The organism is Enterovirga rhinocerotis, assembly GCF_004363955.1.
Classification (GTDB): domain Bacteria; phylum Pseudomonadota; class Alphaproteobacteria; order Rhizobiales; family Beijerinckiaceae; genus Enterovirga; species Enterovirga rhinocerotis.
In genome coordinates, this window is sequence record NZ_SNZR01000013.1 from 1,008,024 (window position 1) to 1,032,375 (window position 24,352).

Consider the following 24,352-nt stretch of genomic DNA (forward strand, 5'->3'; position numbering starts at 1 on the left):
GCCGAAGCCGGCGCCGTTATTCTGCGGCATCGCGCATCTGCTCCGAGGCTTCCAGCCAGCGTTCCGCCTCGAGAGCGGCCATGCAGCCCATGCCGGCGGCCGTCACGGCCTGCCGGTAGATATCGTCGGTCACGTCGCCCGCCGCGAAGACGCCGGGGATGTTGGTGGCGGTCGAATCGGGCGCCGTCCGAAGGTAGCCGCCCGGCTTCTCGTCGAGCTGGCCGGCGAAGATCGCGGTCGCGGGCTTGTGGCCGATGGCGACGAACACGCCGTCCGCCGCGATCTCCTGGATCTTGCCGGTCTTGACGTTCTTCAGGCGCACATGCGTCACGGAGAGGTGCGGCTCCTCGACGCCGACGATCTCGTCCAGCGCCGAATCCCAGACGACACGGATCTTCGGGTTGCGGAACAGGCGCTCCTGCAGGATGCGCTCGGCCCGGAAACCGTCGCGCCGATGCACGACCGTCACCTTGGCGGCGAGGTTGGCGAGATAGAGCGCCTCCTCCACGGCGGTGTTGCCGCCGCCGACCACGACGACCTCCTTGTTCCGGAAGAAGAAGCCGTCGCAGGTGGCGCAGGCGGAGACGCCGAAGCCCTGGAACTTCGCCTCCGAGGGCAGGCCGAGCCATTTCGCCTGGGCGCCGGTGGCGATGACGAGCGCGTCGCAGGTGTAGACGTCGCCGCTGTCGCCCGTCAGCCGGAAGGGGCGCGCACCGAGCTCCGCCTTCACGATCGTATCCGAGATCATGCGGGTGCCGACATGCTCGGCCTGAGCCCGCATCTGCTCCATCAGCCAGGGACCCTGGATGGCGTCCTTGAAGCCGGGATAGTTCTCGACATCGGTGGTGATGGTGAGCTGCCCGCCCGGTTGCAGGCCCGACACGAGCACCGGTTCCAGCATTGCGCGAGCGGCATAGATGGCGGCCGTGTATCCGGCCGGACCAGACCCGACGATAAGCACTTTCGCGTGAAGGTGAGCCATTGGAACTCCGCCCGTTCCCCTCAAGCTGCGGCCCGATGGCGATCGAGCGCAGCCTGGATCGCGCGCGCGATCTCGGGCGTGCTATCTAATGGCTGGTATGCGTGGGCTTCAAGCCGTCCAGAAAAAGGACGCACAGCTCCGTGTGCCGCGAGAGCGTCGAGATACGATCGAATCTTGGGATGCCCGCCCGACGGCTCGAACACCATGACCGGTGCGCCGGTGGCCGCGGCCTCCCCGATCATGTTCGCCGAATCGGCCGTCACGAGAATCGCATCGGCCCCTGCGAGGAGGGCGAGATACGGATTGTCGCCGCGCCCGTCCCACAGGAAGCGGTCGGGGCCGTCGGCGAGGCCGCGGAGCACCTCGAGGAGGCTGGCGGGCGTTCGCCGCGAGGCGGTGATCGCAAGTGCGTTTCCGCACGCGGCAAGGTCGTGCAGCCCGTCGAGGAGGCGCGCCTGGTCCGCCGCCGAGAACCGATGGTGCCGGCTGTCGCCGCCGACGAGAACGGCGACGCGGGGGCGGGGGAGGGCGGCGATCCGGGGATCGAGAGCAGTCCTGGCCTCAGCGAGCCGCCGTGCGGAGATGCGATGGGGGGCGGTCAGCGTCGCCACGACGTTCGGACCGCGCAAACGATCATGGTCGGGAACCCAGATCAGGTCGGCAGCCGTGGGGCCGGTCCGCGGATCCTTCAGGATCACCGTGAACGTGCGCCCCGCCGAAGCGCGTTTCACCGCCCGGACATAGGGGATCGCGCGGCGGCCGGACGCGATCAGAAGATCGGGGAACGGAGGAGCGATGGGGCTCCCCGGCCGGTCCGGCGCCTCCCGGGGGTCGATCGGCCCTCTCGGCATCAGCCAGGCGAAGGGCGCGCGCGGCGCGACCCGCCGGATCTCCGGCTCGAGGCCAAGCGCCTCGACGACGCCGAGGCATTGCGTCTCGTCGCCGGCTTTCCCGTCCGTCAGGACCCAGCACGAAATGTCGTGGCGATCGCTCGTCGGGGACCGCACGTTTCGAGCCGCTAGACGAACGCGACCTCGACGATCTCGTAGCTCTTCGCGCCGCCGGGCGTCTTCACCTCGACGGAATCGCCGACGGTCTTGCCGATCAGGGCCCGGGCGACGGGCGAGGAGATCGAGACCCGGCCGAGCTTCACATCGGCCTCAGGATCGCCGACGATCTGGTAGACGCGCTCCTGCTCCGTATCCTCGTCGACGAGCTTGACGGTCGCACCGAACTTGATCTTGTCGCCCGTGAGCTTGGTGACGTCGATGATGTCGGCGCGCGAGATGATCGATTCGAGTTCGAGGATGCGGCCCTCGTTGAGCGACTGGCTCTCCTTGGCCGCATGGTATTCCGCGTTCTCGGAGAGGTCGCCATGGGCGCGCGCCTCGGAGATGGCCTCGATGATGCGCGGGCGCTCGACCTGCTGGCGATGCTTCAGTTCTTCTTCCAGCGTCGCGAAGCCTCGGGGCGTGAGAGGCACCTTTTCCATGACGAGAACCTTGAGATGACTTGAGGAGAGCCGGGCGAGGCGCCGTTGGCCCGTCGAGCGCCAAGACCATGTGCTGCCTCAGGAGGATCCAGGGCGGGCGCTTCTCGCTGCCTTGGCGGGGAAGCACGGAGACTTTGGTGCAGCCGCCGCGCGAAGGCAACCGATTCGAAGGGCGTATCAATCGCGGGGCGGCCTGATCCCCATCAGACGGATCACCCCATAGGCGAGCAGGGCCGAGGACGCACAGGCCGTGAGCGCGAGGGCCGTGCCGTCCTGGAACGCCGAGAACGGCAGGCCGGTCGTGTTCATGCCGAAGATCCCGGTGACCAGAGTCGGAGGCAGGAACAGCGCGGTGAGAATGGAGAGCATGTAGAGTTGACGGTTCGAGGCCTCCGCGAGGCGGCTGCTCAACTCCTCCTGAAGCAAGCGGCTGCGCTCGGCCAGGATGATCATGTCCCGGTCGAGCGCATCCAGCCGCTGAGCAAGCCTTGCGGCCGTGCGAATGTCGGAAGCCGGCAGCCCGGCCTCGGTGCCATCCCCCTCCAGTCGATGGAAGACGGCACGCAGGCCCAGAAGCTGACGATGAAGGCGGACGGCATCGCGCCGGATCGGTCCGAGGCGACGTCGTTCGTCCCTCGTCGTGCGGTCGAGGATGTGATCCTCGATCAGGTCGAGCTCGTCGGAGAGGCGCGCGCCTCCCTCGTCGATCGAGCCGACGACATGCTCCATCAGAGCCTCGAGCAGGTGGATCGGCGTGTTGATGCTGGCGCCTGCCTGCAACGCCTCCCGCACCGCTGCGGGGGCCGAAATCGGCCGGCGGCGTCCGCTGACGAGAAAGCGCGGGCCCAGGATGAAATGCAGGCGTACCTGCCCCGTCAGCGCGACCGTCGATCTGGCCTCGGGGCAGAGGTCGGTCACGACGCCGCCGACATACGCGCCCTCGACGGCGATGCGCTGATGCTCGTCCGAGCCGAGGGCGGATGCGGCGAGGCGCGGTGGCCCGAGCCGGCCCGAAGCGACGACCGGATCGAGGCGCGCGTCGATCAGGTTGAAATGAAGCCACAGGAACCCGCTTCCGAAGGCATCGGGCTCTCCGATGGGCTCCCCATGGGGGATCGGATGCCCCTTCCCGTCATCGTCGAAGCGGATGGCCCAGAGCAGGCCGGGGATGGCCGGCTCGGCGGCAAGTGACTGGGACATCGATGAGACTGCGCCGGCCATGAGGGCTCTCGGCGCTTGTTGTTTCGCTTCCGTGACACGGGAAAGACGATTTGCCGCCTTCGCTTGGGGATTCGGCGCTGCGATCCGCGCATCGCGGCGCCGCGTCTACCTGTTCCAGGGGTTTCCCAGAGCCGGCGCCGATGCGGATGATACGCTCGCCGGTCCCTGGGACACCGGTTCCGGCGCCGCATCGATCGCGGGTGTTCCACCCGCATAGCGCCGCAGGGCGTCGATCCGGTCCGCGATCGAAGGGTGGGTCGCGAACAGGTCCTGGATGCCGGAGCGAGGGTTGTCGAGGCACAGCTCCATGATGCCCGACGGCACCTTCTCGATCTCGCCCTTGCCCTCGATCTTCTGCAGGGCGGATATCATGGCATCGGGGTTCTTGGTCAGCTCGACCGCGCCCGCATCCGCCAGGTACTCGCGCGAGCGCGAGAGGGCGAACTTCACCGCCTGGGACAGGAACCAGACGAGGGCGATCAGAACGAGCGCGATCAGGATCGCAGCGCCGGCGCCGCCCTTGTCCTTTCGGGAGCTGCCGCTCTGCGAGCCCGACCGGAAGGACATGTTGCTGCGCAGAAGTAGCTCTCCTACGAAGGACAGAATGCCCGTGACGATGACGGCGATGACCATCGTGCGCACGTCGTCGTTGCGGATATGGGTCAGTTCATGGGCGAGGACGCATTCGAGCTCGGCATCGTCCAGCGTCTCGAGGAGCCCCGTCGTCACCGTGATGGAATGCTGCTCGGGCTTCAGTCCTGAGGCGAACGCGTTCGGAGCCGAATTGTCCATCACCCGCAGGATCGGGACCGGCACGCCGCGCGAGATGCAGAGGTTCTCGAGCAGGTTGTAGAGGCGAGGCTGATCGGCGCGCGTGACGGGCCGGGCCCCGGTGACGAGATCGATCAGCGTCTGGTTGAACCGGAAGGCGATGGCGATCCAGACGGCGGATCCGGCGAGCGCGAACGGGGCGAGCCACGGAAGGTCCCGGAACGCGCCTGCGAGATAGCCGCCCAGATCGTGCCGATAGCCATTCGGGACCTCGCCGCTGAGGGCCCGCATGAGGAGCGCCACCGCGAAGACGAGGACGAGGCTGAGAACGACGAGCCCGGCGAGCAGGAATCGCGACCGGATCCTGTTCGCCCGGATGTGGGTGTAGAGGCCGAAGGCGGGGAGCATCGCCGGCCCCTGCGCGCCGGCTCAGAACTTGATGGCCGGCGGCGCGTCGAGCGCCTGCCGCTGCGTTTCGCCGAGATCGTAGAAGGTCTTCGGCTGGAACCCCATGCTCCGCGCGAAGAGGGCCGCGGGAAAGGCTTCGATGGCGGCGTTGTATTCGGACACGGCGTTGTTGAGGAAGCGGCGCGAAGCGGCGAGCTTGTTCTCGACGTCCATGAGCTGCTCCTGGAGCGTCTGGAAATTCGCGCTCGCCTTGAGGTCCGGATAGGCCTCCCCGAGGGCGATCAGCCGGCCGAGGGCGCCCGTGAGAGCCTGCTCGGTCTTGGCGGCGTCGGCGGGGTTCGACGCGCTCATCGCCGCGTTGCGGAGCTGGATGACCGATTCGAGCGTGCCTTTCTCGTGGCTCGCATAGCCCTTCACGACCTCGACGAGGCTAGGCACGAGATCGTGCCGCTGCTTGAGCTGGACGTCGATATCGGCCTCGGCCTGGGCGGCCCGCTGCCGCATGGCCACCAGCCCGTTATAGGTCATGATCAGCCAGAGCACGGCCACCACGACGATACCAAGGACGACCCATTCCATCGCTGCCCCTCCTGGCCGTCCGGCGGCCGCTTCGCGACGTCTATAGCGCGGCCGTCTTGCGCGCGTGTTTCGTCGGCGTGGGGAGCGCGGTCGACGGTCCTCCTCGCCCGAGACGGTTCAGAGCGACGCGGCGGGAAGGCCAAGCGCGGCCGCTGCGTGCAGGAGACGCGTATCGTAGCTCGCGAGTTCGACCGGGACGCCTCGCTCGCGCATCCGGTACGCCGTCGCCAGATGCAGGCCGTCGAGCGTCCGGACCGGAACCGGAAATGGGCTCAACGCCCGATCCAGAACCTCGCGCGACATGTCGAGGAGGATGAGAGAATCCAGGATGTCCCGCGCTCTGGTGTGGTCGAAGAGGCCGCCGCGATAGACATGAAGGCGGTTCATCACCTCGTATTCCAGCAAGCGGCTTGCGAACAGGCGCTGCCGCCAGAAGCCGGCATCCGGTCGCCGCGTCTCCAGGAGGATCTCCGCCAAAGCGACCGAGCTGTCGAGATAGATCACCTGTCTTCCCGGTCGCGCGCCAGATCCTCCATGAGGCGTTCGAACGTGATCGTGGGCTGGTCCGGCGGCCTTGGCCCCCGGTCCGGCAGCGGGCCATGCCGTTTGGGTGGCGTCAGCCAGCCTTCGCGCGCTCCACGCGCCACGACGTCGTCTTCGGACGAGGCGCCGCATTGTTGCGGCGGCACCAGCTCCGCCACCACCTTGTCGCGGTCTGTCACGAGCACGCGCTCCCCGCCGGCCGCCGCGTGGACATAGCGGCTGAGGTTGTTCTTCAGAGCCTTGATGCCGACGCGCCGCATCGAAACAAGGTGGCCACCAGTAGCCACCCTGTCAAGAACAGGTGCGCCTCACCGCGAGGACCGGTTCCGGCTGGATGATCCTCGCCGATCCTCACAGGTTTGCTCAGGCCGCGAAGTAATTCTGCAATGCGCGCACCTCGAGATCGCCCGCCTTATAGGCCTGGATGCCTTCGGCCGCCGCGATCGCGCCGGCGAGGGTGGTGTAATACGGCACCTTCTGCAGCAGAGCGGCGCGGCGCAGCGAGCGCGAATCCGACAGGGCGCCGACCCCCTCGGTCGTGTTAAAGACGAGCTGGACGTCGCCGTTCTTGATGGCGTCGACGATATGAGGCCGGCCTTCCAGCACCTTGTTCACACGGGCGGATTCGATGCCGTGCTCCGACAGGAAGCGCTGCGTCCCCCGCGTCGCGAGGATGCGGAAGCCGAGCTTCGCCAGGATCGAGATCGCGGGCAGGATGCGTTCCTTGTCGCCGTCCTTGACCGAGACGAAGACGGAGCCGCCGCGCGGAACGTTGGTGCCGCCGCCGAGCTGGGATTTCGCGAAGGCGGTCCCGAAGGAGCGGTCGAGGCCGATGACCTCGCCCGTCGAGCGCATCTCCGGTCCGAGGAGCACGTCGACGCCGGGGAACCGCGCGAAGGGGAAGACGGCCTCCTTCACGCCGATATGATCGAGGTCCTTCTTCACGAGGCCGAAGGAGGCGAGGCTCTCCCCGGCCATGATGCGCGACGCGATCTTGGCGATCGGCTGGCCGACGACCTTGGCGACGAAGGGCACGGTCCGCGAGGCGCGCGGATTGACCTCCAGCACGTAGATCGTGCCGTCCTTGATGGCGTACTGGACGTTCATCAGCCCGCCCACCTCGAGGGCGAGCGCGAGTTCGCGCGTCTGGCGCTCGAGTTCGGCGATGAGTTCGGGAGACAGCGAGCGCGGCGGCAGCGAGCAGGCCGAATCGCCCGAATGGATGCCCGCCTCCTCGATATGCTCCATGATCCCGGCGACGAAGACGTCCGTGCGGTCGCAGAGCGCGTCGACATCCACCTCGATCGCATCCGAGAGATAGCGGTCGAAGAGCAGCGGGTTCTGGCCGAGGACCGTGTTGATCTGCCCGGTCTTGTCGTTCGGATAGCGCGCCTTGACGTCGCTCGGGATCAGCGAGGGCAGGGTGTCGAGGAGGTAGTCCGCGAACTGCTCCTCGTCGCGGATGATGGCCATGGCCCGGCCGCCGAGGACGTAGGAGGGCCGCACGACGAAGGGCAGCCCGAGCTGGGCCGCGACGAGCCGCGCCTGCTCCACCGAATAGGCGATGCCGTTCATCGGCTGCTTGAGGCCGAGCTTGTCGAGGAGCCGCTTGAACTGGTCGCGATCCTCGGCGAGGTCGATCGCGTCCGGCGTCGTGCCGAGGATCGGAACGCCCGCCCGCTCCAGCGCCTTGGCGAGCTTCAGCGGCGTCTGGCCGCCGAACTGGACGATGACGCCGTGCAGCGTTCCCGCACGGCGCTCCGCGTCGATGATCTCGAGCACGTCTTCGGCCGTGAGGGGCTCGAAATAGAGCCGGTCGGAGGTGTCGTAGTCGGTCGAGACCGTCTCCGGGTTGCAATTGACCATGATGGTCTCGAACCCGGCGTCGCGCAGCGCGAAACAGGCGTGGCAGCAGCAATAATCGAACTCGATGCCCTGGCCGATCCGGTTCGGCCCGCCGCCGAGGATCATGACCTTCTTGCGGTCCGAGGGCCGCGCCTCGTCGGCGGGAGCGCCGGCGAAGGGCGGGGCGTAGGTCGAGTACATATAGGCCGTCGGCGAGGCGAATTCGGCGGCGCAGGTGTCGATCCGCTTGAAGACGGGCCGCACCTCGAGCCGATGGCGCAGCTCCCGCACGGCCGCCTCGTCCTGCCCGGAGAGCACGGCGAGCCGCGCATCGGAGAAGCCGGCCTGCTTCAGCTGGCGGAGAGCGCCGGCGGTCTGGGGCAGGCCGTGGGCCTTCACCTTCGCCTCGAGGTCGACGATCGCCTGGAGCTGCTCCAGGAACCAGGTATCGATCCGGCAGCTTTCGTAGACCTCCTCGTGGCTCCAGCCCATGCGCAGCGCCTGGGCGACCTGGAGCAGCCGGTCCGGCGTCGCGGTGCCGAGGGCGGCCTTCACCGCATTGTGGTCGTCGCCGCGGCCGAGCCCGTCGATCTCGATCTCGTCGAGACCCATCAGGCCCGTCTCCAGGGAGCGCAGCGCCTTCTGCAGCGATTCCTGGAAGGTGCGCCCGATGGCCATCGCCTCGCCGACCGACTTCATGGCGGTGGTGAGCGTCGGCTCGGCGCCGGGGAACTTCTCGAAGGCGAAGCGGGGGATCTTGGTGACGACGTAGTCGATCGTCGGCTCGAACGAGGCCGGGGTCGCGCCGCCCGTGATGTCGTTGTCGATCTCGTCGAGCGTGTAGCCGACGGCGAGCTTGGCGGCGACCTTGGCGATCGGGAAGCCGGTCGCCTTCGAGGCGAGGGCGGATGAGCGCGACACGCGCGGGTTCATCTCGATCACGATCATGCGCCCGTCGACGGGGTTGATCGCGAACTGGACGTTCGACCCGCCGGTCTCGACGCCGATCTCGCGGAGCACCGCGATCGAGGCGTCGCGCATGATCTGGTATTCCTTGTCGGTCAGCGTCAGGGCCGGCGCGACGGTGATCGAATCACCCGTATGGACGCCCATCGGGTCGACGTTCTCGATCGAGCAGACGATGATGCAGTTATCCGCCCTGTCGCGGACGACCTCCATCTCGTATTCCTTCCAGCCGAGGACGCTCTCCTCGATCAGGACCTCGTTGGTGGGCGAGGCATCGAGGCCGCGCTCGACGATGTCGAGGAATTCCTCGCGGTTATAGGCGATGCCGCCGCCCGTGCCGCCGAGCGTGAAGGAGGGGCGGATGATGGCCGGCAATCCGACGATCGACAGGGCCTGAAGCGCCTGGCCGAGGGCGTATTCCAGGTAGCGCTTGCGCCGGTCGCTCTCGCCGGCCGCCCAGCCGGCCTCGAACTCCGCCTCGCGCCCCTCGACCCGCGCCACCTCGAGTTCGGCGAGGTATTTCTCGCGGTCCGCCTTCTTGAGCGCGGAGGGGTTCGCGAGGGCCGATTTCGGCGTCGCGAGCCCGATCTTCGCCATCGCGTCGCGGAAGAGCGAGCGGTCCTCGGCCTTGTCGATCGCGGTGGCGTCCGCGCCGATCATCTCGACGTCGAAGCGGTCGAGCACGCCCATCTTCTTCAGCGAGAGAGCGGTGTTGAGCGCGGTCTGGCCGCCCATGGTCGGCAGCAGAGCGAATCCCTTCGAGCGGTCGCCACGCTCCTTCTCGATGATCTTGGCGACGATCTCGGGCGTGATCGGCTCGACATAGGTCGCGTCGGCGAGGTCGGGATCGGTCATGATCGTCGCCGGGTTCGAATTGACCAGGACGATCCGATACCCCTCCTCGCGGAGGGCCTTGCAGGCCTGGGTGCCGGAATAGTCGAACTCGCAGGCCTGGCCGATGACGATCGGCCCCGCGCCGATGATCAGGATGGTCGAAATGTCGGTGCGCTTGGGCATGGGGACTCGCGGACGCGCCCGGCGGGCGCACGTCCTCGCGGGCGCACGTCCGTTCGGGTGGTGAAACTGGCTAAGCGGGCCATGTATCAGGGGCCGCAGGCGGGGGAAAGGTGGTGCGGGCCCGGCAGGCGCTATTGGACCAGCACCGCCTGGTCGCAGCGGGTTCCCTCGACCGTCACCTCGGCGATGCCGAGCTGGATGCCCAGGAGGGAGAGCGTGGCATCGAGAACGCTGTCGATGGGGCCGGCCAGCCCCTGCAGCGTCGAGATGATGAGCGGCCGGACGACGAGCAGATCGAGCAGCGAGAACCCGTTCAGCTCGAGACGCAGGGTCGACAGGAGATGGCCCGTCAGCGAACCGAAGGGCTTCGAGGAGGCGACGCTGCGCGCCGTTCGGTTCGTGATGTCGCTTTCGGTGAAGGTCAGCGTGCGCGCGTGAGGGGCATCCCAGGTGGCCTGGGCGAACCCCGTAACGCTGAGGAGCGGCAGCGCCAGGATGCGGCCGCCGCCGCTGAAGGACGGCGAGGGACGGGACGGGTCGATCGACGCCGTCGCGACATCCGCGACGGCGAGCTGGACCACGCCCGGTCTCGCTTCGACCGACACCGATCTCGTGCCGGCATCCGTCCAGGGGCAGGACACGGATACGAGCGTGCCGACGGCGGACGCAGCCTCGACGTAGACGGGGAGAGACAGTTTGCCGACCCCGACGAGATTGACCTTCGCTTCGATCAGAATCCGGGTCTGGGCCGTCCGGATCGTCGATTTTGGGCTGCCGACCGAGACGAGGCCCGAACTCTGTCGCTTCTCGCCGATCGAAACGGTGATGCGGGTCTCCAGCAATCCGGGAATCGACGGGCCGAGATCGATCGAGACCTGCCGAGCGCCGTTGGCGATCGCGGCTGCGTTGAGGATGGTCGCGAGGACGGGAATCGCGGGGCCCCCGCTCGTGAGGGCGCGCGGCGGGAGTGGGACGTCCCCGAAATTGATCAGCGAGGAGACCGGGATGTTGGCGACCGTGCTGCCCCCAAGGGCCCCCGAGAGCCGGCCGAGGACCTCCGCGGCGCTTCCTCCCGGGACGGTGGTGCGCAGGGCGGTCAGGACCTGGCCGAGCGAGACATTGGCGGATGCGACCTCCTCGTAGCTGGCCGCCGTGATGTTGGCACGGAGCGCGAGGGCGTCGAGCAGTCCGGTCCCGTCCACGCGCGCATTGGCGAGGGCGTTGTAATCCATCACCGTCAGGGAGATCGTCTGCCCGGTGAGTGCGCCGAGAAGGGCGTTGGCGATGCCGCCCTCGACCGACAGGAGCCGCGAGCCGAGGGTGAAGGAGGCGAGCTTCGCCGTCGCGCCGGTCGCGATCGCGTTGATCGGGTAGCTGGAGGGCAGGCCGAGAACGCGCGAGAAGGTCGTGCCGACGGTCGATGACAGGGCGACCCGCGCCGCGTTGATCGGGACCGCGTTGGCCACGAACCGGGCGGCGACCGCGGTCGTTGCCGTCGCGACATAGCTGCCGACCGTGACTTGCGCCGTCGGTGCCTGGGCCGAGAATCCGTTATCGGCCAGGCTGGTCCGGGCCGTCGCGGCGGCGGCGGCCGGATTGGCCGCGGCGAGAATGGCGGCGATGTCGACGGCCGATTGCAGCTTTCGCTTGGCATTCCAGATGGTGATGAGGTCGAGCGCGAGCGCCGCGCTCGCGAAAATGGCGACGGCCGACGCGGCGAACAGGATCGTGACGGTGCCGCGCCTGTCACGGCGCCAGGTTTCGATCAGCCTCATAGCCCGCCTCGCCTCACCCGGGCCGACTTGGTCAGGACCAGGTTCGGGACGGGGATGATCTCGGCCAGCGGGGCGATCCCGAGCACGCGGGCGTCGAAGCTGAGGGAGACGATGTAGACGTAGGGATCGGCGGCATCGGTGCCGAATTGCAGGGTCACGTGCTCGGCGCGCAGAAGGGACGGCGGCGCCAGCGCCAGGGAGACGGAGCGGCGGGCGAGTTCCCGGCGCTCGGCGTCGCTCAAACCCGCGACGGAGGCGCGTGCGGCCTCCGCTGCGATCTGCTGAAGAGAATGGGCGGCCGCGAAGTAGAGCCCATACGCGATGATGCCGAACAGCATCACGATCAGGATGGGCGAGACGAGGGCGAACTCGACGGCCGACGCGCCGGCGTTGCACCGCACAATGCGTCTTGCGGTTCTGAAAAGCAGTTCTCTGCTGTCTACGAGGGTCAATTCTTAACCCCGCGCCATGCCGTGAAGCTGAAGGATCGGTCTGGCAGATTGAAACTTCGTAAACGACTTCGTAGACTTGAGATATATTTCCGCCCGAAGCTGTCGAGGCGTGCGCGGGGAGTGCGAAGTTGTCGAAAATGATCCGATAATCCGACGCTTTCGCTGCCGCGTTCGCTCCGTTCCGACCATGCGCCACGGTCGCGGCGCGCCGACGTTTCCCACCGTCGTCCGATCTGCGATACTCGTCCGGGAGGCCGAACGGGCCTTCCGGTGGATCACTAGGAGCGCTGGATGTCTGATCTCGTTGTCGTCGTTTATCCGACCGAACAGAAGGCGGAGGAGATCCGCCAGCGGCTCTTCGAACTCCAGAAAGAGTATCTCATCCAGATCGGCGACGCGGTCATCGGGACGAAGACCGAGAGCGGGCACGTCAAGCTGAATCAGCTGATGAACACGACCGCCGTCGGAGCCGTGTCCGGCGGCTTCTGGGGGCTTCTGATCGGGACTCTGTTCCTGATGCCGCTCGTCGGCGCTGCGGTCGGCGCGGCCTCCGGCGCGCTCGGCGGGGCGCTGTCCGATTTCGGCATCGACGACGCGTTCATGAAGAATCTCGGCGAGACGCTTCAGCCCGGCAACGCGGCGCTCTTCGTGCTCGTGCAGAGTGTGACCGGCGACAAGGTGCTCGAGCATCTGCGGGGCACCGGCGGCGTTGTCCTGAAGACCTCGCTCGACCACAGCAAGGAGCAGGCCCTGCGCGATGCGCTCGCCGGGCAGCCGCTCGCGGCGCCGTCCGCAGCCTGATCAGGCTGATCGGCCCGGGGCGTGGCCGGGCCATCTGGCTGTCTTCTCCTGAAGTGCTTGGCGAAGCCGGGCTGCGAAGGGGCCGGTGCCTCCTCTCCTCAGGATGAGGGCGGGAGGCCCGTGACGGGTTCCGAAGCGTCGGCGGGGCCGGCGCGGCGTGCGGGTTTGAAGAGCCCGCTGCCCTTGGCGACGAGGGCATCGTCCTCCTCGCACCGGACCTCCGATTCGACGAACAGGATCGATCGCCCCGCGCGCACGACGCGGCCTATGCCGATGAGCGTGCCCCGGCCCGGCGCGAGGAAGGCGATCTGCATGTCGAGGGTCATGACGGGACAGCCGATCTGCGTCCGGCAGGCGGTCCCCATGGCGATGTCGAGCAGCGTCGCGACGAGGCCGCCATGCGCGATGCCGATATTGTTGAGGTGGTGGGGCTGGGGGCGCACGCGCAGCCGCGTCGTGCCGTCGACGACGCCGATCTCCTCGATGCCGCAATGGTCGGCGAAGGGAATGGTGGCTCCGAAGATCGTCATTCAGCGTCCTGTCGTGGCGGGAGCCGCTTGATGGGCGATGCGGTTGGGTGTTTCAAGCAAGGGCCGCAGAGGCCGGCGCCAGGAGCTCGACAGTCCCGATGAAGCTGCATCACTCCCCATCGTCACCCTTCGTTCGCAAGGTGATGGTCGTCGCCCATGAACTCGGCCTCGCGGACCGGATCGAGATCGTCAAAACCACGGCTCACCCGATCGACCGCAACGATGCGATCCGGGTGGAGAACCCGCTCGGCCAGGTGCCGACCCTGACGCTCGCGGATGGCCGCGCGCTCTACGACAGCCGGGTGATCTGCGAATACCTCGACGCGACGGCCGGCGGAGCCCTCTTCGGGACCGGGGATGCGCGCTGGCGCGCCATCACCGAGCAGGCCCTGGCCGACGGCCTCCTCGGGGCGGCGCTGCTGACCCGCTACGAGATGACGCTGCGGTCGGATAGCGGCCGGTTCGACGCCTGGATCCAGGGCCAGATGGCCAAGGTCGAGGATGCGCTCGACCGGTTCGAGGCGATCCTCGCCGATGCCGGCGACCGGCTCGACATCGGCACGATCACGATCGGCTGCGGGCTCGGCTATCTCGATTTCCGCTTCGCCGATCTCGGCTGGCGCGAGGGCCGTCCGGCTGCGTCCGGCTGGTTCGAGCGCTTCGGCGCACGGCCCTCCATGGTCGCCACGGATCCGGCCTCCTGACATGACCGACTTCGCCCCCGCTTCGGCCGCCGAGGCCCTCCTGGCCGCACGGCGCGACCGCAACCCGATCCCGATCCCCGTCACCGGTCCGCGCGACGAGGCGGAGGCCTACGCCGTCCAGGACGAAGTCGCGCGGGGGCTCGGCGCTCCCGGCGCCTGGAAGGTGGGCGGCGGCGCGGCCGCGCCCATCGCGCAGGGCCTCGTCCGGCCCTCGCCCTGCCGCTGGCCGGGTGGGGAGTTCATCCGGCGCGGCATCGAGGCGGAGATCGCCTTCCGGATCGGACGCGATCTCGCGACCGATGGCAGGATGCCCTCGCGGGACGAGATCCGTGCGGCCATCGGCTCGGTCCATGCCGCGATCGAGATCGCCGACAGCCGCTTCGATACCTGGCCCTCGCAGGCCAAGCTCTGGGCGCTCGCCGACAACATGAGCAATGGCGGCTTCGTGCACGCGCCGGAAGGTCTGCCCTATGACGGCCGGCCTCTCGGCCGCCACCAGGTGACGGTCACGGCCGATGGCCGCGAGGTCTTCGCGGCCGAGGGGGTCAATGCCGGCGGCGAGCCGTTCGAGCTTCTGGTCCAGCTCGTCGGCCTCAGCCGCACGCGCGGCGGCGTGCAGGCCGGCTGCTACGTCACGACCGGCTCGCTCTGCGGCATCGTCTTCGTCGAGCCTTCGGCTGCGGTCGTGGCCGAGATCGCGGGGTTCGGCCGGGTGGAGATCGATTTCGGGGCGTAGGGTAGGAGCCCGATACTTGCCCTTACCTCCGGGGGAGGGTGGGCGTCAGGCCCTGGCACAGGTCACTGCACCTGCGCGCCGGAGATCTCGACGAGCTTCTTCCACTTGACGAGTTCCGCTTCGATGAAGGCGCGGAACTCGTCCGGAGTGTTGCCGACGGGCTCCGAGCCCTGCTTGGCGAGTTTCGCCTTGAGATCGTCCGAGCGCAGGGAGGCGACGGCCTCCTTGTTGACGCGCTCGACGATGTCCTTCGGCAGTTTCGCCGGGCCGAGGAGCCCGTTCCAGAGCGCGACCTCGTAGCCCGGCAGCCGCTCGCCGATGGCGGGGGCGTTCGGCAGGAGAGGGGAGCGCTTGGCCGTCGTGACGCCGAGCGCCTTCAGCCTGCCGTCCTCGACGTGCTGCAGCACCTCGACGAGCGGCGCGAACAGCACCTGGATGTTGCCCGCAAGAAGGTCGGTCACGGCCGGCGCGCCGCCACGATAGGGGGCATGCGTCATGCGGATGCCGGCAAGCGATTTGAACAGCTCCGCCGACAGGTGCTGCGAGGAGCCGTTTCCGGCCGAGCCGTATGTCAGCTTGTCGGGATTGGCCTTCGCATAGGCGACCAGCTCGTCGATCGTCGTCGCGGGCACGCTCGGATGGATGACGAGCAGGTTGGGGATGAAGGCCGTGAGCGTGATCGGCGCAAAATCCTTCCGCACGTCGAAGGGCAGCGACTTGTAGAGGCTCGGGTTGGTCGCGTGCGTCGTGCTCGTCGTGAGCAGGAGCGTGTAGCCGTCGGGCTCGGCCTTCGCGACCGCGTCCGCGCCGATATTGCCGCCGGCGCCGCCCCGGTTCTCGACGATCACCTGCTGCCCGAGCCGCTCCGAGAGAGCCTGGGCGATGAGGCGCGCAGTGACGTCGGTCGAGCCCCCCGCGGCGAAGCCGACGACGAGCTTGATGGGTCGGCTGGGCCAGGGCGCCTGGGCCTCGGCGGCAAAGGCCGCGACCAGGGCCGCGCAGGCGAGAGCGGTCCGGAACAGGCTCGAACGGCGCATCCTCTTTCCTCCCTTTCGGCCGCGGGTGTTTTCACCCTGCGGCAGTCACATCGGGGTCGATCCCTCCCCTTCGGGGGAGGGCGGGTCGGCGCCAGCCGACCGGGGTGGGGTGGCGCCTCGGCCGAGGTCCCCATCCCGGCTCGAAGCTCCGCTTCAACCCGGGCCCGCCCTTGAGGGAGGGACCGGGCGCGCGGAGCCCGCCGCCTCAGTTGTACAAGGCCTCGTTCCCCAGCACCGACTGCCGGAAGCGCGTCGTCAGGATGACGCCGTCGGACGGAGGCAGGACGAAGGGGAGGGCCTCGGGGTCGATCTTCACGGTTGCGAAGACCGGCCCCTCGCCCTCGTAGACGGCGCGGCGCAGGCCCGCGATTTCGGCCTCGGTCTTGACGGTGAGGCAGGTCGGGATGGCGCAGCCCTTGGCGACCGCGGTGAGGTCGACCCCCGCTGCGGTATGGGTCTTCTGCATGCCGGTCTCGCCGTAGCGCTCGTTGTCGAGCACGACGACCGAGAGGTTGCGCGGCTTCTGGGCGCCGACCGTGGCGAGCGCGCCGAGGCTCATCAGCATCTCGCCGTCACCGGCGAAGACGATGACGCGGCGGTTCGGCTGAGCGATGGCGAGGCCGAGCCCCATCATCACCGAGGCCGCCATGGCGCCCCAGAGCGGGAAATTGTTCGGATGATCGCCGACGGCGGTGATGTCCCAGTTCGGCGCCCCGAGGCTGGCGACGCAGAGGAGATCGCCACGGTCCCGCAGGAGTTCGCCGATCACGGCACGGCGGTGAAGGAGGTTGGAAGACGACACCATGGGGGAGGTCATTTCTGGGCCATCTCCTTGAAGTTCTTTGCGCCGAGTACGTTCTGGCCGATCAGGACCGCGACCGGTCGCCAGGTGTTGAAGGCCAGATGGGCCGCGCCCGCGACCGTGCGGGTGACGTCCTCGGGCTTGTCGGCGCGGCGGATGATGACGCCCATCGACTCGAGGGCCGGCTGCGTGCCCTGGCCCATCGGCACCTGCCAGGGATTGAACTCGCCGAACTCGCCCCGCATCGTGACGAGCATCAGCAGCGGCATCCGGCAGATGTTCGGCAGCGACAGCATGTTGATGCAGTTGCCGACGCCCGAGCTCTGGAGCAGCAGCACGCCCTTCTGGCCGCCGAGCCAGGCACCGGCCAGCATCGCGATGCCTTCCTCCTCGGTCGTCAGCGACACGACGCGAACGGAATTGTCGGCCTCGAAGGACTTGATCAGGCGGGTATGCCCGGCATCCGGGACGAGCGCGACCTGCTGGACGCCCACCTCCTTGAGGACCTGATAGATCTCGTCCGGCCAAGTCGGATTGGCGCTGACTGCTTTGATACTGCCGATCGACACGCTTCTCTCCCTATTCCGGCCGCTTATCCGTCGGCCTTGGTTGTCCGTCAATCTGACAATCGGGGCTTTTGGACCTGCTTGGCCGGACAGGCGAATTCGAAACAGGAAACACGCCGCTCCTCATGCTTGAGGCGGCGAGCGAAGGCCGCCCTCGAAGCACGCACGCCCGCGATGCGTCCTTCGAGGCCCCCGGGAAAAACCCGGGGGCGCCTCAGGATGAGGAGGGAGAGTTGCCGGCCAGACCCTGGGGGACCGGGTTCAGAGAAAGAAGACGAGCGTGACGAGGACGAAGATCGGGAGCAGGATCGCGCCCGACCACGCCATGTAGCCGAGGAAGCTCGGCATCCTGACGCCCTGCTGGCGCGCGATCGCATAGACCATGAAGTTCGGCGCGTTGCCGATATAGGTGTTCGCGCCCATGAACACGGCACCCAGCGAGATGGCGGCCAGCGTGCCGGCGAGCGGTCCCATCAGGGTCTTGGCGTCTCCGCCCGCGAGCTCGAAGAACACGACATAGGTCGGGGCATTGTCGAGGACCGAGGACAGGGCGCCCGTCATCCAGAAATAGGCCGCCTCGATCGGGGTGCCGTCCGCGCGGGTCACGAGACCGAGCAGCGGCGCGAAAGCGCCGTCGCGTCCGGCCGACAGCGCCGCCGCGACGGGCACGAGGCAGATGAAGATCGCCGCGAAGATGATCGCGACCTCGCGGATCGGCCCCCAGCTGAACTCGTTCTGGATGCGGTTCGATTTCGGCGTCAGCGCGAGGGAGGCGAGGCCGAGGAGGACCATCGTCCCGTCGCGGACGAGGTTCTGCAACTCGAGCCGGGCCGAGCCGATCTCGAAGCCGATCCCGGGCCGCCAGACGCCGGACAGGATGATGACCCCGACGAGGACGGCGAGAAGGAGGAGGTTCGTCCCGCCCCGCAGGCCGAGCCGCGAATCCGGCGTCGGATCGCGAAGCTTCGGTGCCGCCCGATCCTCGCGGGCATAGAGGCGCCGGTCGATCAGATAGAACAGGCCGAGCAGGATCGCGGCGACGAAGGCCGTCTGCGCGACGAGATGCGTCGTCGTCCAGAAGAACGAGACGCCGCGCAGGAAGCCGAGGAAGAGCGGCGGGTCTCCGAGCGGCGTCAGGGCTCCGCCGACATTCGAGACGAGGAAGATGAAGAAGACGACGACGTGAACGTTGTGGCGCCGGTTGTCGTTGGCGCGGATCAGCGGCCGGATCAGCACCATCGAGGCGCCCGTGGTGCCGATGAAGCTCGCCAGCACCGTTCCGAAGGCGAGGATGCCGGTATTGACGCCCGGCGAGCCGTGCAGGTTGCCCGTGACGACGAGCCCGCCCGCGATGGTGAAGAGCGCGAACAGCAGGAGCACGAAGGGCAGGTATTCGAGCAGGACGACGTGCAGCGTCGCGTCCAGCGCCGCCGCCGCTCCGTGGAAGATGGCCAGCGGCACCAGAGCCGCGAGGATCCAGAACCCCGCGATCGCCGCCATCCGGTGCTCCCAGACATGGCCGGCAAGCTGGGGCAGGAGTGCGATCGAGAGCAGGATCCCGGCGAAGGGGAGGGCCCAGACGAGCCCGAAGGAGCGCCCGTCGAGGCCGGCCGCGAGGGCGGGATCGGGCAGCAGCAGGGTCAGGCAGGCCGCGACAAGCAGGAGCGGCAGGCGGTTCATCGGTCGGGCTCCGTGCGTCCTGCCGGTGTCGTTCGGCCTGCCTTACGTGCGGCGGGCATGCCGGTCCAGGCTTGCCCGCCGACGGGCCCGTCACGTCGTCGGAGCGCTCTCCAGATCCCGCACGCGCTTGAGCGCAGCCCGCAGCGCAGCGGCCTCCTCGCGTCCGAGCCGGGCCTCGAACGCCGCCTGGGCCTCCCGCCAGAACGGCACGGCCTCGGCGAGGCGCGCCCGTCCGGCCTCGGTCAGGCTGAGGGCGCGCGTGCGTCCGTCGCGTCCCGGGCCGATGACGACAAGGCCCTCCCGCTCCAGTGGTCGGAGGGCGCGGCCCGTCGTCGTCCGGTCCATCGCCATCCGGACGGCGAGTTCGTTGATCGCGAGCGGCCCCGCGCGCGAGAGCTGTGCCAGCACCGAGAACTGCGTGGTGCGCAGACCCGTGCCTGCGAGATGCCGATCGTAGAACTGACTGATCTGGCGGGCGGCCGACCTGATCGCGAAGCAATTGCAGGGCGATGAGGGTCGGGGGGAGGGCGTCTCGCCGTCGCTCCCGGGCACGGCATCGGGCGCTGGTTGGGCCGGGTCCGGCATCGTGGTCATGGCGTCCTTCATAAAACGCGTATGCGCGCCTATGCAAATAGCGTATATGCGCCTGTCTGGGGCCTCGAAGGATCGCGGATGGACGAGAGGACGCGGCGGCTGCTTACGGCTCCGATCGGGCCGACCCTGCTGCGCATGGCGGCCCCGAACGTGCTCGTCATGCTCGTCCAGGCCTCGATCGGGCTGATCGAGACCTATTTCATCGCGCAACTCGGCACCGACGCCCTGGCCGGCATGGCGCTCGTGTTTCCGGTCGTGATGATGGTGCAGATGATCTCGGCCGGAGCGATGGGCGGCGGCATCATGTCGGCCGTATCGCGCACCCTCGGCGCCGGCCGCCGGGTCGAGGCCGATGCCCTCGTCTGGCATGCGACCCTCATCGCGCTTCTCCTCGGCGCCGCGACGACCGTCGCCGCTCTCGTGGCGGGCCCAGCCCTCTACGCCGCGCTCGGCGGGCGCGAGGGTTCGCTCGCGGCGGCCCTGACCTATTCGAACACGGTGTTCCTCGGCATCCTGTTCATGTGGCTGTTCAATTCTCTCGCGGCGGTGATCCGCGGCACCGGCAACATGATGTTCCCGGCCGCCGTTATGGTGATCGGCGCCGTGATCCTGATCCCGCTCTCGCGCCTTCTCATCTTTGGCGGCGGTCCGGTCCCGGCGCTCGGCATCGTCGGCGGGGCGATCGCCTTCGTCCTGTATTACGTGGCCGGCACCGCCGCCTGCATCGCCTATCTGTGGGCCGGCCGCACCATGCTGCGCCCGACGCCGCTCCCGCCCGCCCTGCACTGGGCGCCGGCGGGGATGATCCTGAAGGTCGGCGTCATCTCCTCGCTCGTCAGCGTCACCACCAACGTGACCATCGCCTTCGCGACGGGTTTCGCGGGAACCTATGGGCCGGCGGCGGTCGCCGGCTACGGCACCGGGGCTCGGCTCGAATACCTGCTCGTTCCGCTCGTCTTCGGCCTCGGCTCGCCCATGGGTGCCCTCGTCGGGACCGCGATCGGAGCCGGCGACCGGCGGCGCGCGCTCCGCATCGCCTGGACCGGTGCGCTGATCGCGGGTCTCCTCACGGAAGCGATCGGGATCGCCGCGGCGCTCCGGCCCGAAGCCTGGCTGCGCCTCTTCGGGGACGATCCGGCCATGATTGAGACCGGCTCCCTCTACCTGCGGATCGTCGGGCCGTTCTACGGCGCCTTCGGGCTCGGCCTTGCGCTCTACTTCGCCGCCCAGGGCGCGGGCCGCGTCGGCTGGCCGCTGATCGGCGGCCTGCTTCGGGTCGCGGTCGCCGTGGGCGGCGGCCTTGTGGCGCTGCGGACCGGCGCCGGGCTCGCCGGCGTCTTTCTCGCGCTCGGGATCGCGCTCCTCGTCTTCCCGGCCGTCACCGCCGGCTCGATTCTCCTCGGCGGATGGGCGCCCGAGAGGAGGGCGCGGCCGTCTCCCGCCGAATGAGGCCGCGCCTCAGGGGCGGCGCGGCGGAGCGAGGCCGCCAGCCGCCGGGCAGGTGACAGCCACCAGTGCCGGAAGGATCGCGGCCGCCGCGCCTCCGATCGAGGGCGAGGCCTCCGTGGCGGTCGCCGGCGGTTCCCCATCCCCGCCCGCCAGGGCACGCAGTTCGGCTGCGCCGATATACGGATAGCTCGCGGGCGGTACGAGCCCGGCGACCGCCCGCCGGCCGCTCGGGGCCGCGCCGACCATGCCCGCCACCGCCCCGCTGCGGTCGATCGCGACGGCACCGGAGGCCCCTTCCTGGAGCGGCGCGACGAGGCGGCCATTCGCCGTGAATTCGGCCGGCGCGACGACGGGGCGGCCTCCCTCGCCCGCGGCGAAGAACAGGACGGCGCCGGGCCCCTCGGCCGGGTTCGCGGCGAAGGAGAGCGGCACCGTCCGCCTCTGGGCTGAGGTCTCGAGCAGCGCGAGGCCACCGGCGGACGAGACGATCCGGGCCGGCTGCCCGTCCACCTGCGGCGCCGGGCAGGTCTCCCGGATGGAGGCGGGCACGACGACGCGCCGGGCTCCGACGGCGAGACCCGTCACTGCGGCGGCCGGAGGACGGCCGGGCGCGAGCGAGGGCTCCGTCCCTGGCCGCGTGGGCGGCACGAGGCCGGGGCGCCCCGCCACCTGCGCCGCCGAGCCCGGGAAGGCGTCGAAGCTGTTGGCGATCGCGACGGTGATCCGGTCGAACTCGGCCGACAGGGCCTTGTCGTAGCCGATCGAGAAGCCGCGGATCGTCTCGCCCTGCTGGGCATAGCGCGAATAGAAGCGGCCGCCCGGCGTCTCGCCCGCGATGACGACGAAATCGGGCCGCTGCAATCTGTAGGTGATGGTGCGGCCGGGCGTCCGGATCGCGAGGTTGCGCTCGTAGAGCGCACGCAGTTCCTCCGCGTCGCCGGGCTGGGAGCGCGTGTCGAGCGTGACGCGGTCGTCCTTCGATTGGAGCCGCGTCCCGCCGGCCGTGTTGGCGCTCCGCTTCGGCAGCAGCTTCAGCGGCAGGCCGATGCGGATCCCGGTCGGCTGATCGCTCACGACGGAAAAGCCCGCCGCGCCGCGAGCGCGGGCGGCCGCCGACAGGAGGGTCGCGGTCGCGGCCTTGTCGAGCACGCCCGTCGCCGGCCGCTTCGTCCGTCGCTGGAAGGCCTGGATGGCCTCGAAACTGCGGCGGCCGAAGACGCCGTCGGCCGTCGAGGCGTAATCCCCGGTCCAGACGAGCGCGTCCTGGATGGCGGTCCGGTTCGCCTCCGGCAACGCCTCGAAGGCCGCCCGGGCCGCCTCGTAGGCGGGCTCCGCCAAGGCCTGCATCGCCTCGCCGGCGGGAGCTTGGAGCGCCTGCCCGGCCTGGTCGGCATCAGGAGCCGACATCTGTGCGCGTGCCGGAAGTGGGGCCAGGATCGCGCATCCTCCCGCAAGCGCGATGGCGAGCCTCGCGCGAAGCCGGCGTGAATCGGGCATCGGATCCCCCTTTGAATCTCGTCACGGGACGCCGCGAAGACCGGCTCCGCGCGTGCCGAGGATCTGCCATAGCGTAGAACGCGCGCCGGTGGGACGGGACGAAGCGGCGCGATCCCGCCCCAAGGCGGCCTCGATGACACGATGACGGTTGCATGGCGCGGATTCGGGCGATAGAGCACCGGGCTCGATCCGCGTGGCGCCGATGCGCGTCGCGCGATCCGGAGGGGTGGCCGAGTGGTTGAAGGCGCACGCCTGGAAAGTGTGTATACGGGAAACCGTATCGCGGGTTCGAATCCCGCTCCCTCCGCCACGACTTAAGTATTTGTAGACGCTACGCTTTTCGGCTTTTGGCGAGCTGGAATTCCTCGCATTTTCCGGGGCTTTGCCGAGGCGGTTGCTGGGCCGGTCCTGGCAGAGACCCGCTGCCGCCGACTATCCGAGATTCTTCGCCGCCCGTCTCTGATGGCCCTTTGAGCCAGTACGGACGTCTCCGTTTGGCCAGCCGGGCAAGTAGTCCGGATGCGCCAGAATTCGTCTCTGGACAGGTCGAGGCGCCCGGACGGCGAGCACCGCCGATGGCCGATCTTGTGAAGGCTGATGTTGGTGGATGCCGCCGGAGGTTCAGGCGGATGCAAACCGGCGGCGCTGCTCGTCCCAGGAGAGGGCGAAGCGGGTATCGGCCATGAGGCTGGTGGCGGTGAGATCGGGATCGTGCCGGCCGGACAGGATGGCGGCCTGGATGTCGGGGGCGAGGAAGGTCAGGCGAATGAGGCGGGTGACGTAGGACGGGATCAGGTCCTCGGCTTTGGCGACCTCGTCGATGGTCTGGCGCTCTTCGATCAGACGTCGCCGGATGCCATGGGCGCGCGCGAGCAGCCGGACGAGCGCATCGTGGCTGGCCGGCTTCTCGGTGTCGTCGGCGAAGACAAGCCGCATCTCCTGCCCCCGCTGCTGAACCCGGACGGGGGCGGCGATGACGATGGGATCGCTCACTGACGCGGCCGGTTGAGATCCTGCGATCCAGGCCGCGAATCGATCGGGCTTGATCGCGATCTCGATCCTGTCGGCGAGGACGCAGATGCGCGAGACGACGTCGGCGAGGGCAGCGCCGAACTCCGAGGCCGGGAGGGAAGGCCATTCGCTCGCCCGTCGGGCGGCAGCCGCGATGATCGCAGCCTGATCGTGATCCGATGGGATCACATTGGCGAGGCCGGCCGGGTCGGTCAGCAGCGCTCCGATCCGGGACCGGACGATGGCTTCGATGCCGGGAGCGGGCAGGCGTACGCCCCGAGCTTCCGTCCTGGCGCCGGTCGTCAGATGGCGGGAGACATAGTAGCGATAGCGCACGCCCTTCTTCAGGGCATGGCTCGGCGTCAGCCGCTCGCCATCCGCATCGAAGAGAAGGCCGCGGAGTGGGCTTGGATCGCGACCGGCGCGATCGGCGCGATCGGTCCGGTTGGCCGCGAGGGCTGCCTGGACGGCTGCGAAGAGGTCCTCGTCGAGGATGGCCTGATGCTCGCCGGGATACACGGCACCCTTATGGACGATCTCGCCGCGATAGATCCGGTTCTGCAGCATCGCGTAGAGCGCCCCGCGCTCGAAGGGTTTGGCCCCGTAAGGTGAGCCATCGGCCGCGATGCGCGCCTTGCTCACGATGCCGGCCGCATCGAGCTCCGCCTTGAGTTCGCGCACGGATCCGAGATCGCGATAGCGCCGGAAGATGTGGCGGACCGTCTCGGCTTCGGCCTCGTTCACGACGAGCTTGCGCTGATGGACGTCGTAGCCGAGGGCCGGCTGTCCTCCCATCCATAGTCCCTTCTTCTTGGAGGCGGCGATCTTGTCGCGGATGCGCTCGCCCGTGACCTCCCGCTCGAACTGGGCGAAGGAGAGGAGCACGTTCAGGGT

At 68.8% G+C, this 24,352-nt stretch carries 23 protein-coding genes and 1 tRNA gene; 5 read left to right on the forward strand and 19 right to left on the reverse strand.

Annotation, left to right across the window (positions count from 1 at the left end):
* Window positions 1–16: 16 nt before the first annotated feature.
* The 11 genes from trxB to EV668_RS16570 form a co-directional block, all read right to left on the reverse strand.
* Window positions 17–982, reverse strand: a complete 966-nt coding sequence (gene trxB, locus EV668_RS16520; protein ID WP_133771912.1) for a thioredoxin-disulfide reductase — start codon at window positions 980–982, stop codon at window positions 17–19.
* 20 nt (window positions 983–1,002) lie between these two features.
* Window positions 1,003–1,989 carry a mitochondrial fission ELM1 family protein gene (locus EV668_RS16525; protein ID WP_245513237.1) on the reverse strand — a complete coding sequence of 329 codons (987 nt, stop codon included), beginning with the start codon at window positions 1,987–1,989 and terminating at the stop codon, window positions 1,003–1,005.
* Between the two features lie 11 nt (window positions 1,990–2,000).
* Entirely contained in the window at window positions 2,001–2,474 is a 474-nt protein-coding gene (greA, locus tag EV668_RS16530; protein ID WP_133771914.1) for a transcription elongation factor GreA, read from the reverse strand.
* Between the two features lie 177 nt (window positions 2,475–2,651).
* The gene (locus EV668_RS16535) at window positions 2,652–3,674 is read right to left on the reverse strand and encodes a transporter (protein ID WP_208111553.1); all 1,023 of its coding nucleotides are present in this window, start codon (window positions 3,672–3,674) and stop codon (window positions 2,652–2,654) included.
* A 126-nt stretch (window positions 3,675–3,800) separates the two neighbouring features.
* Window positions 3,801–4,874, reverse strand: coding sequence for a M48 family metallopeptidase (locus EV668_RS16540; RefSeq protein WP_133771918.1), 1,074 nt, complete (start codon window positions 4,872–4,874; stop codon window positions 3,801–3,803).
* 21 nt (window positions 4,875–4,895) lie between these two features.
* Entirely contained in the window at window positions 4,896–5,453 is a 558-nt protein-coding gene (locus tag EV668_RS16545) for a LemA family protein (protein WP_133771920.1), read from the reverse strand.
* 117 nt (window positions 5,454–5,570) lie between these two features.
* Window positions 5,571–5,957 (reverse strand): PIN domain-containing protein, encoded by a 387-nt coding sequence (locus tag EV668_RS16550; protein WP_166652508.1) that lies wholly within the window; start codon window positions 5,955–5,957, stop codon window positions 5,571–5,573.
* Complete coding sequence (locus EV668_RS16555; protein WP_133771923.1) at window positions 5,954–6,256, reverse strand: type II toxin-antitoxin system Phd/YefM family antitoxin; 303 nt, start codon at window positions 6,254–6,256, stop codon at window positions 5,954–5,956. Before EV668_RS16555 ends, EV668_RS16550 begins: the two co-directional genes overlap by 4 nt.
* Before the next feature lie 103 nt (window positions 6,257–6,359).
* On the reverse strand, window positions 6,360–9,824 hold the full coding sequence (gene carB, locus EV668_RS16560; protein WP_133771925.1) for a carbamoyl-phosphate synthase large subunit: 3,465 nt from the start codon (window positions 9,822–9,824) through the stop codon (window positions 6,360–6,362).
* A 131-nt stretch (window positions 9,825–9,955) separates the two neighbouring features.
* Entirely contained in the window at window positions 9,956–11,599 is a 1,644-nt protein-coding gene (locus EV668_RS16565) for a TadG family pilus assembly protein (RefSeq protein ID WP_133771927.1), read from the reverse strand.
* Window positions 11,596–12,000 carry a TadE/TadG family type IV pilus assembly protein gene (locus EV668_RS16570; RefSeq protein WP_166652509.1) on the reverse strand — a complete coding sequence of 135 codons (405 nt, stop codon included), beginning with the start codon at window positions 11,998–12,000 and terminating at the stop codon, window positions 11,596–11,598. Before EV668_RS16570 ends, EV668_RS16565 begins: the two co-directional genes overlap by 4 nt.
* A gap of 342 nt (window positions 12,001–12,342) precedes the next feature.
* Between EV668_RS16570 and EV668_RS16575 the strand changes: the two genes are divergently transcribed.
* Complete coding sequence (locus tag EV668_RS16575) at window positions 12,343–12,852, forward strand: DUF1269 domain-containing protein (protein WP_133771931.1); 510 nt, start codon at window positions 12,343–12,345, stop codon at window positions 12,850–12,852.
* A 98-nt stretch (window positions 12,853–12,950) separates the two neighbouring features.
* Here EV668_RS16575 and EV668_RS16580 read toward each other — a convergent pair whose 3' ends face one another.
* Window positions 12,951–13,382, reverse strand: a complete 432-nt coding sequence (locus EV668_RS16580; RefSeq protein ID WP_133771933.1) for a PaaI family thioesterase — start codon at window positions 13,380–13,382, stop codon at window positions 12,951–12,953.
* Window positions 13,383–13,480: 98 nt separating this feature from the next.
* Here EV668_RS16580 and EV668_RS16585 point away from each other — a divergent pair, with 98 nt between their 5' ends.
* Both EV668_RS16585 and EV668_RS16590 read left to right on the forward strand, forming a co-directional pair.
* The gene (locus EV668_RS16585; protein ID WP_133771935.1) at window positions 13,481–14,086 is read left to right on the forward strand and encodes a glutathione S-transferase family protein; all 606 of its coding nucleotides are present in this window, start codon (window positions 13,481–13,483) and stop codon (window positions 14,084–14,086) included.
* A gap of 1 nt (window position 14,087) precedes the next feature.
* The gene (locus EV668_RS16590; protein WP_133771937.1) at window positions 14,088–14,822 is read left to right on the forward strand and encodes a 2-keto-4-pentenoate hydratase; all 735 of its coding nucleotides are present in this window, start codon (window positions 14,088–14,090) and stop codon (window positions 14,820–14,822) included.
* A gap of 62 nt (window positions 14,823–14,884) precedes the next feature.
* Here the strand turns inward: EV668_RS16590 and EV668_RS16595 are convergent, their stop codons facing one another.
* The 5 genes from EV668_RS16595 to EV668_RS16615 form a co-directional block, all read right to left on the reverse strand.
* On the reverse strand, window positions 14,885–15,859 hold the full coding sequence (locus tag EV668_RS16595) for a tripartite tricarboxylate transporter substrate binding protein (RefSeq protein WP_133771939.1): 975 nt from the start codon (window positions 15,857–15,859) through the stop codon (window positions 14,885–14,887).
* A gap of 205 nt (window positions 15,860–16,064) precedes the next feature.
* Window positions 16,065–16,676 (reverse strand): thiamine pyrophosphate-dependent enzyme, encoded by a 612-nt coding sequence (locus EV668_RS16600; RefSeq protein WP_245513239.1) that lies wholly within the window; start codon window positions 16,674–16,676, stop codon window positions 16,065–16,067.
* Window positions 16,673–17,224 carry a thiamine pyrophosphate-binding protein gene (locus EV668_RS16605; RefSeq protein ID WP_208111562.1) on the reverse strand — a complete coding sequence of 184 codons (552 nt, stop codon included), beginning with the start codon at window positions 17,222–17,224 and terminating at the stop codon, window positions 16,673–16,675. The genes EV668_RS16600 and EV668_RS16605 overlap by 4 nt, the downstream gene beginning before the upstream one ends.
* 264 nt (window positions 17,225–17,488) lie before the next feature.
* The gene (locus EV668_RS16610) at window positions 17,489–18,907 is read right to left on the reverse strand and encodes a sodium:proton antiporter (RefSeq protein ID WP_133771943.1); all 1,419 of its coding nucleotides are present in this window, start codon (window positions 18,905–18,907) and stop codon (window positions 17,489–17,491) included.
* Between the two features lie 90 nt (window positions 18,908–18,997).
* Window positions 18,998–19,501 (reverse strand): MarR family winged helix-turn-helix transcriptional regulator, encoded by a 504-nt coding sequence (locus EV668_RS16615; RefSeq protein ID WP_245513241.1) that lies wholly within the window; start codon window positions 19,499–19,501, stop codon window positions 18,998–19,000.
* 78 nt (window positions 19,502–19,579) lie between these two features.
* Here EV668_RS16615 and EV668_RS16620 point away from each other — a divergent pair, with 78 nt between their 5' ends.
* Window positions 19,580–20,950: an MATE family efflux transporter gene (locus EV668_RS16620; RefSeq protein ID WP_133771945.1), complete on the forward strand. Its 1,371-nt coding sequence runs from the start codon at window positions 19,580–19,582 to the stop codon at window positions 20,948–20,950.
* Window positions 20,951–20,959: 9 nt separating this feature from the next.
* Here EV668_RS16620 and EV668_RS16625 read toward each other — a convergent pair whose 3' ends face one another.
* Window positions 20,960–22,357, reverse strand: coding sequence for a peptidoglycan-binding domain-containing protein (locus EV668_RS16625; RefSeq protein WP_166652510.1), 1,398 nt, complete (start codon window positions 22,355–22,357; stop codon window positions 20,960–20,962).
* Window positions 22,358–22,667: 310 nt separating this feature from the next.
* On the opposite strand from EV668_RS16625, the gene EV668_RS16630 reads away from it, so the two are divergent.
* Window positions 22,668–22,757: transfer RNA gene (locus tag EV668_RS16630), tRNA-Ser, on the forward strand.
* Window positions 22,758–23,068: 311 nt separating this feature from the next.
* Here EV668_RS16630 and EV668_RS16635 read toward each other — a convergent pair.
* Window positions 23,069–24,352: recombinase family protein (locus EV668_RS16635; RefSeq protein WP_133771949.1), on the reverse strand; the 1,284-nt coding region annotated here is incomplete at its 5' end.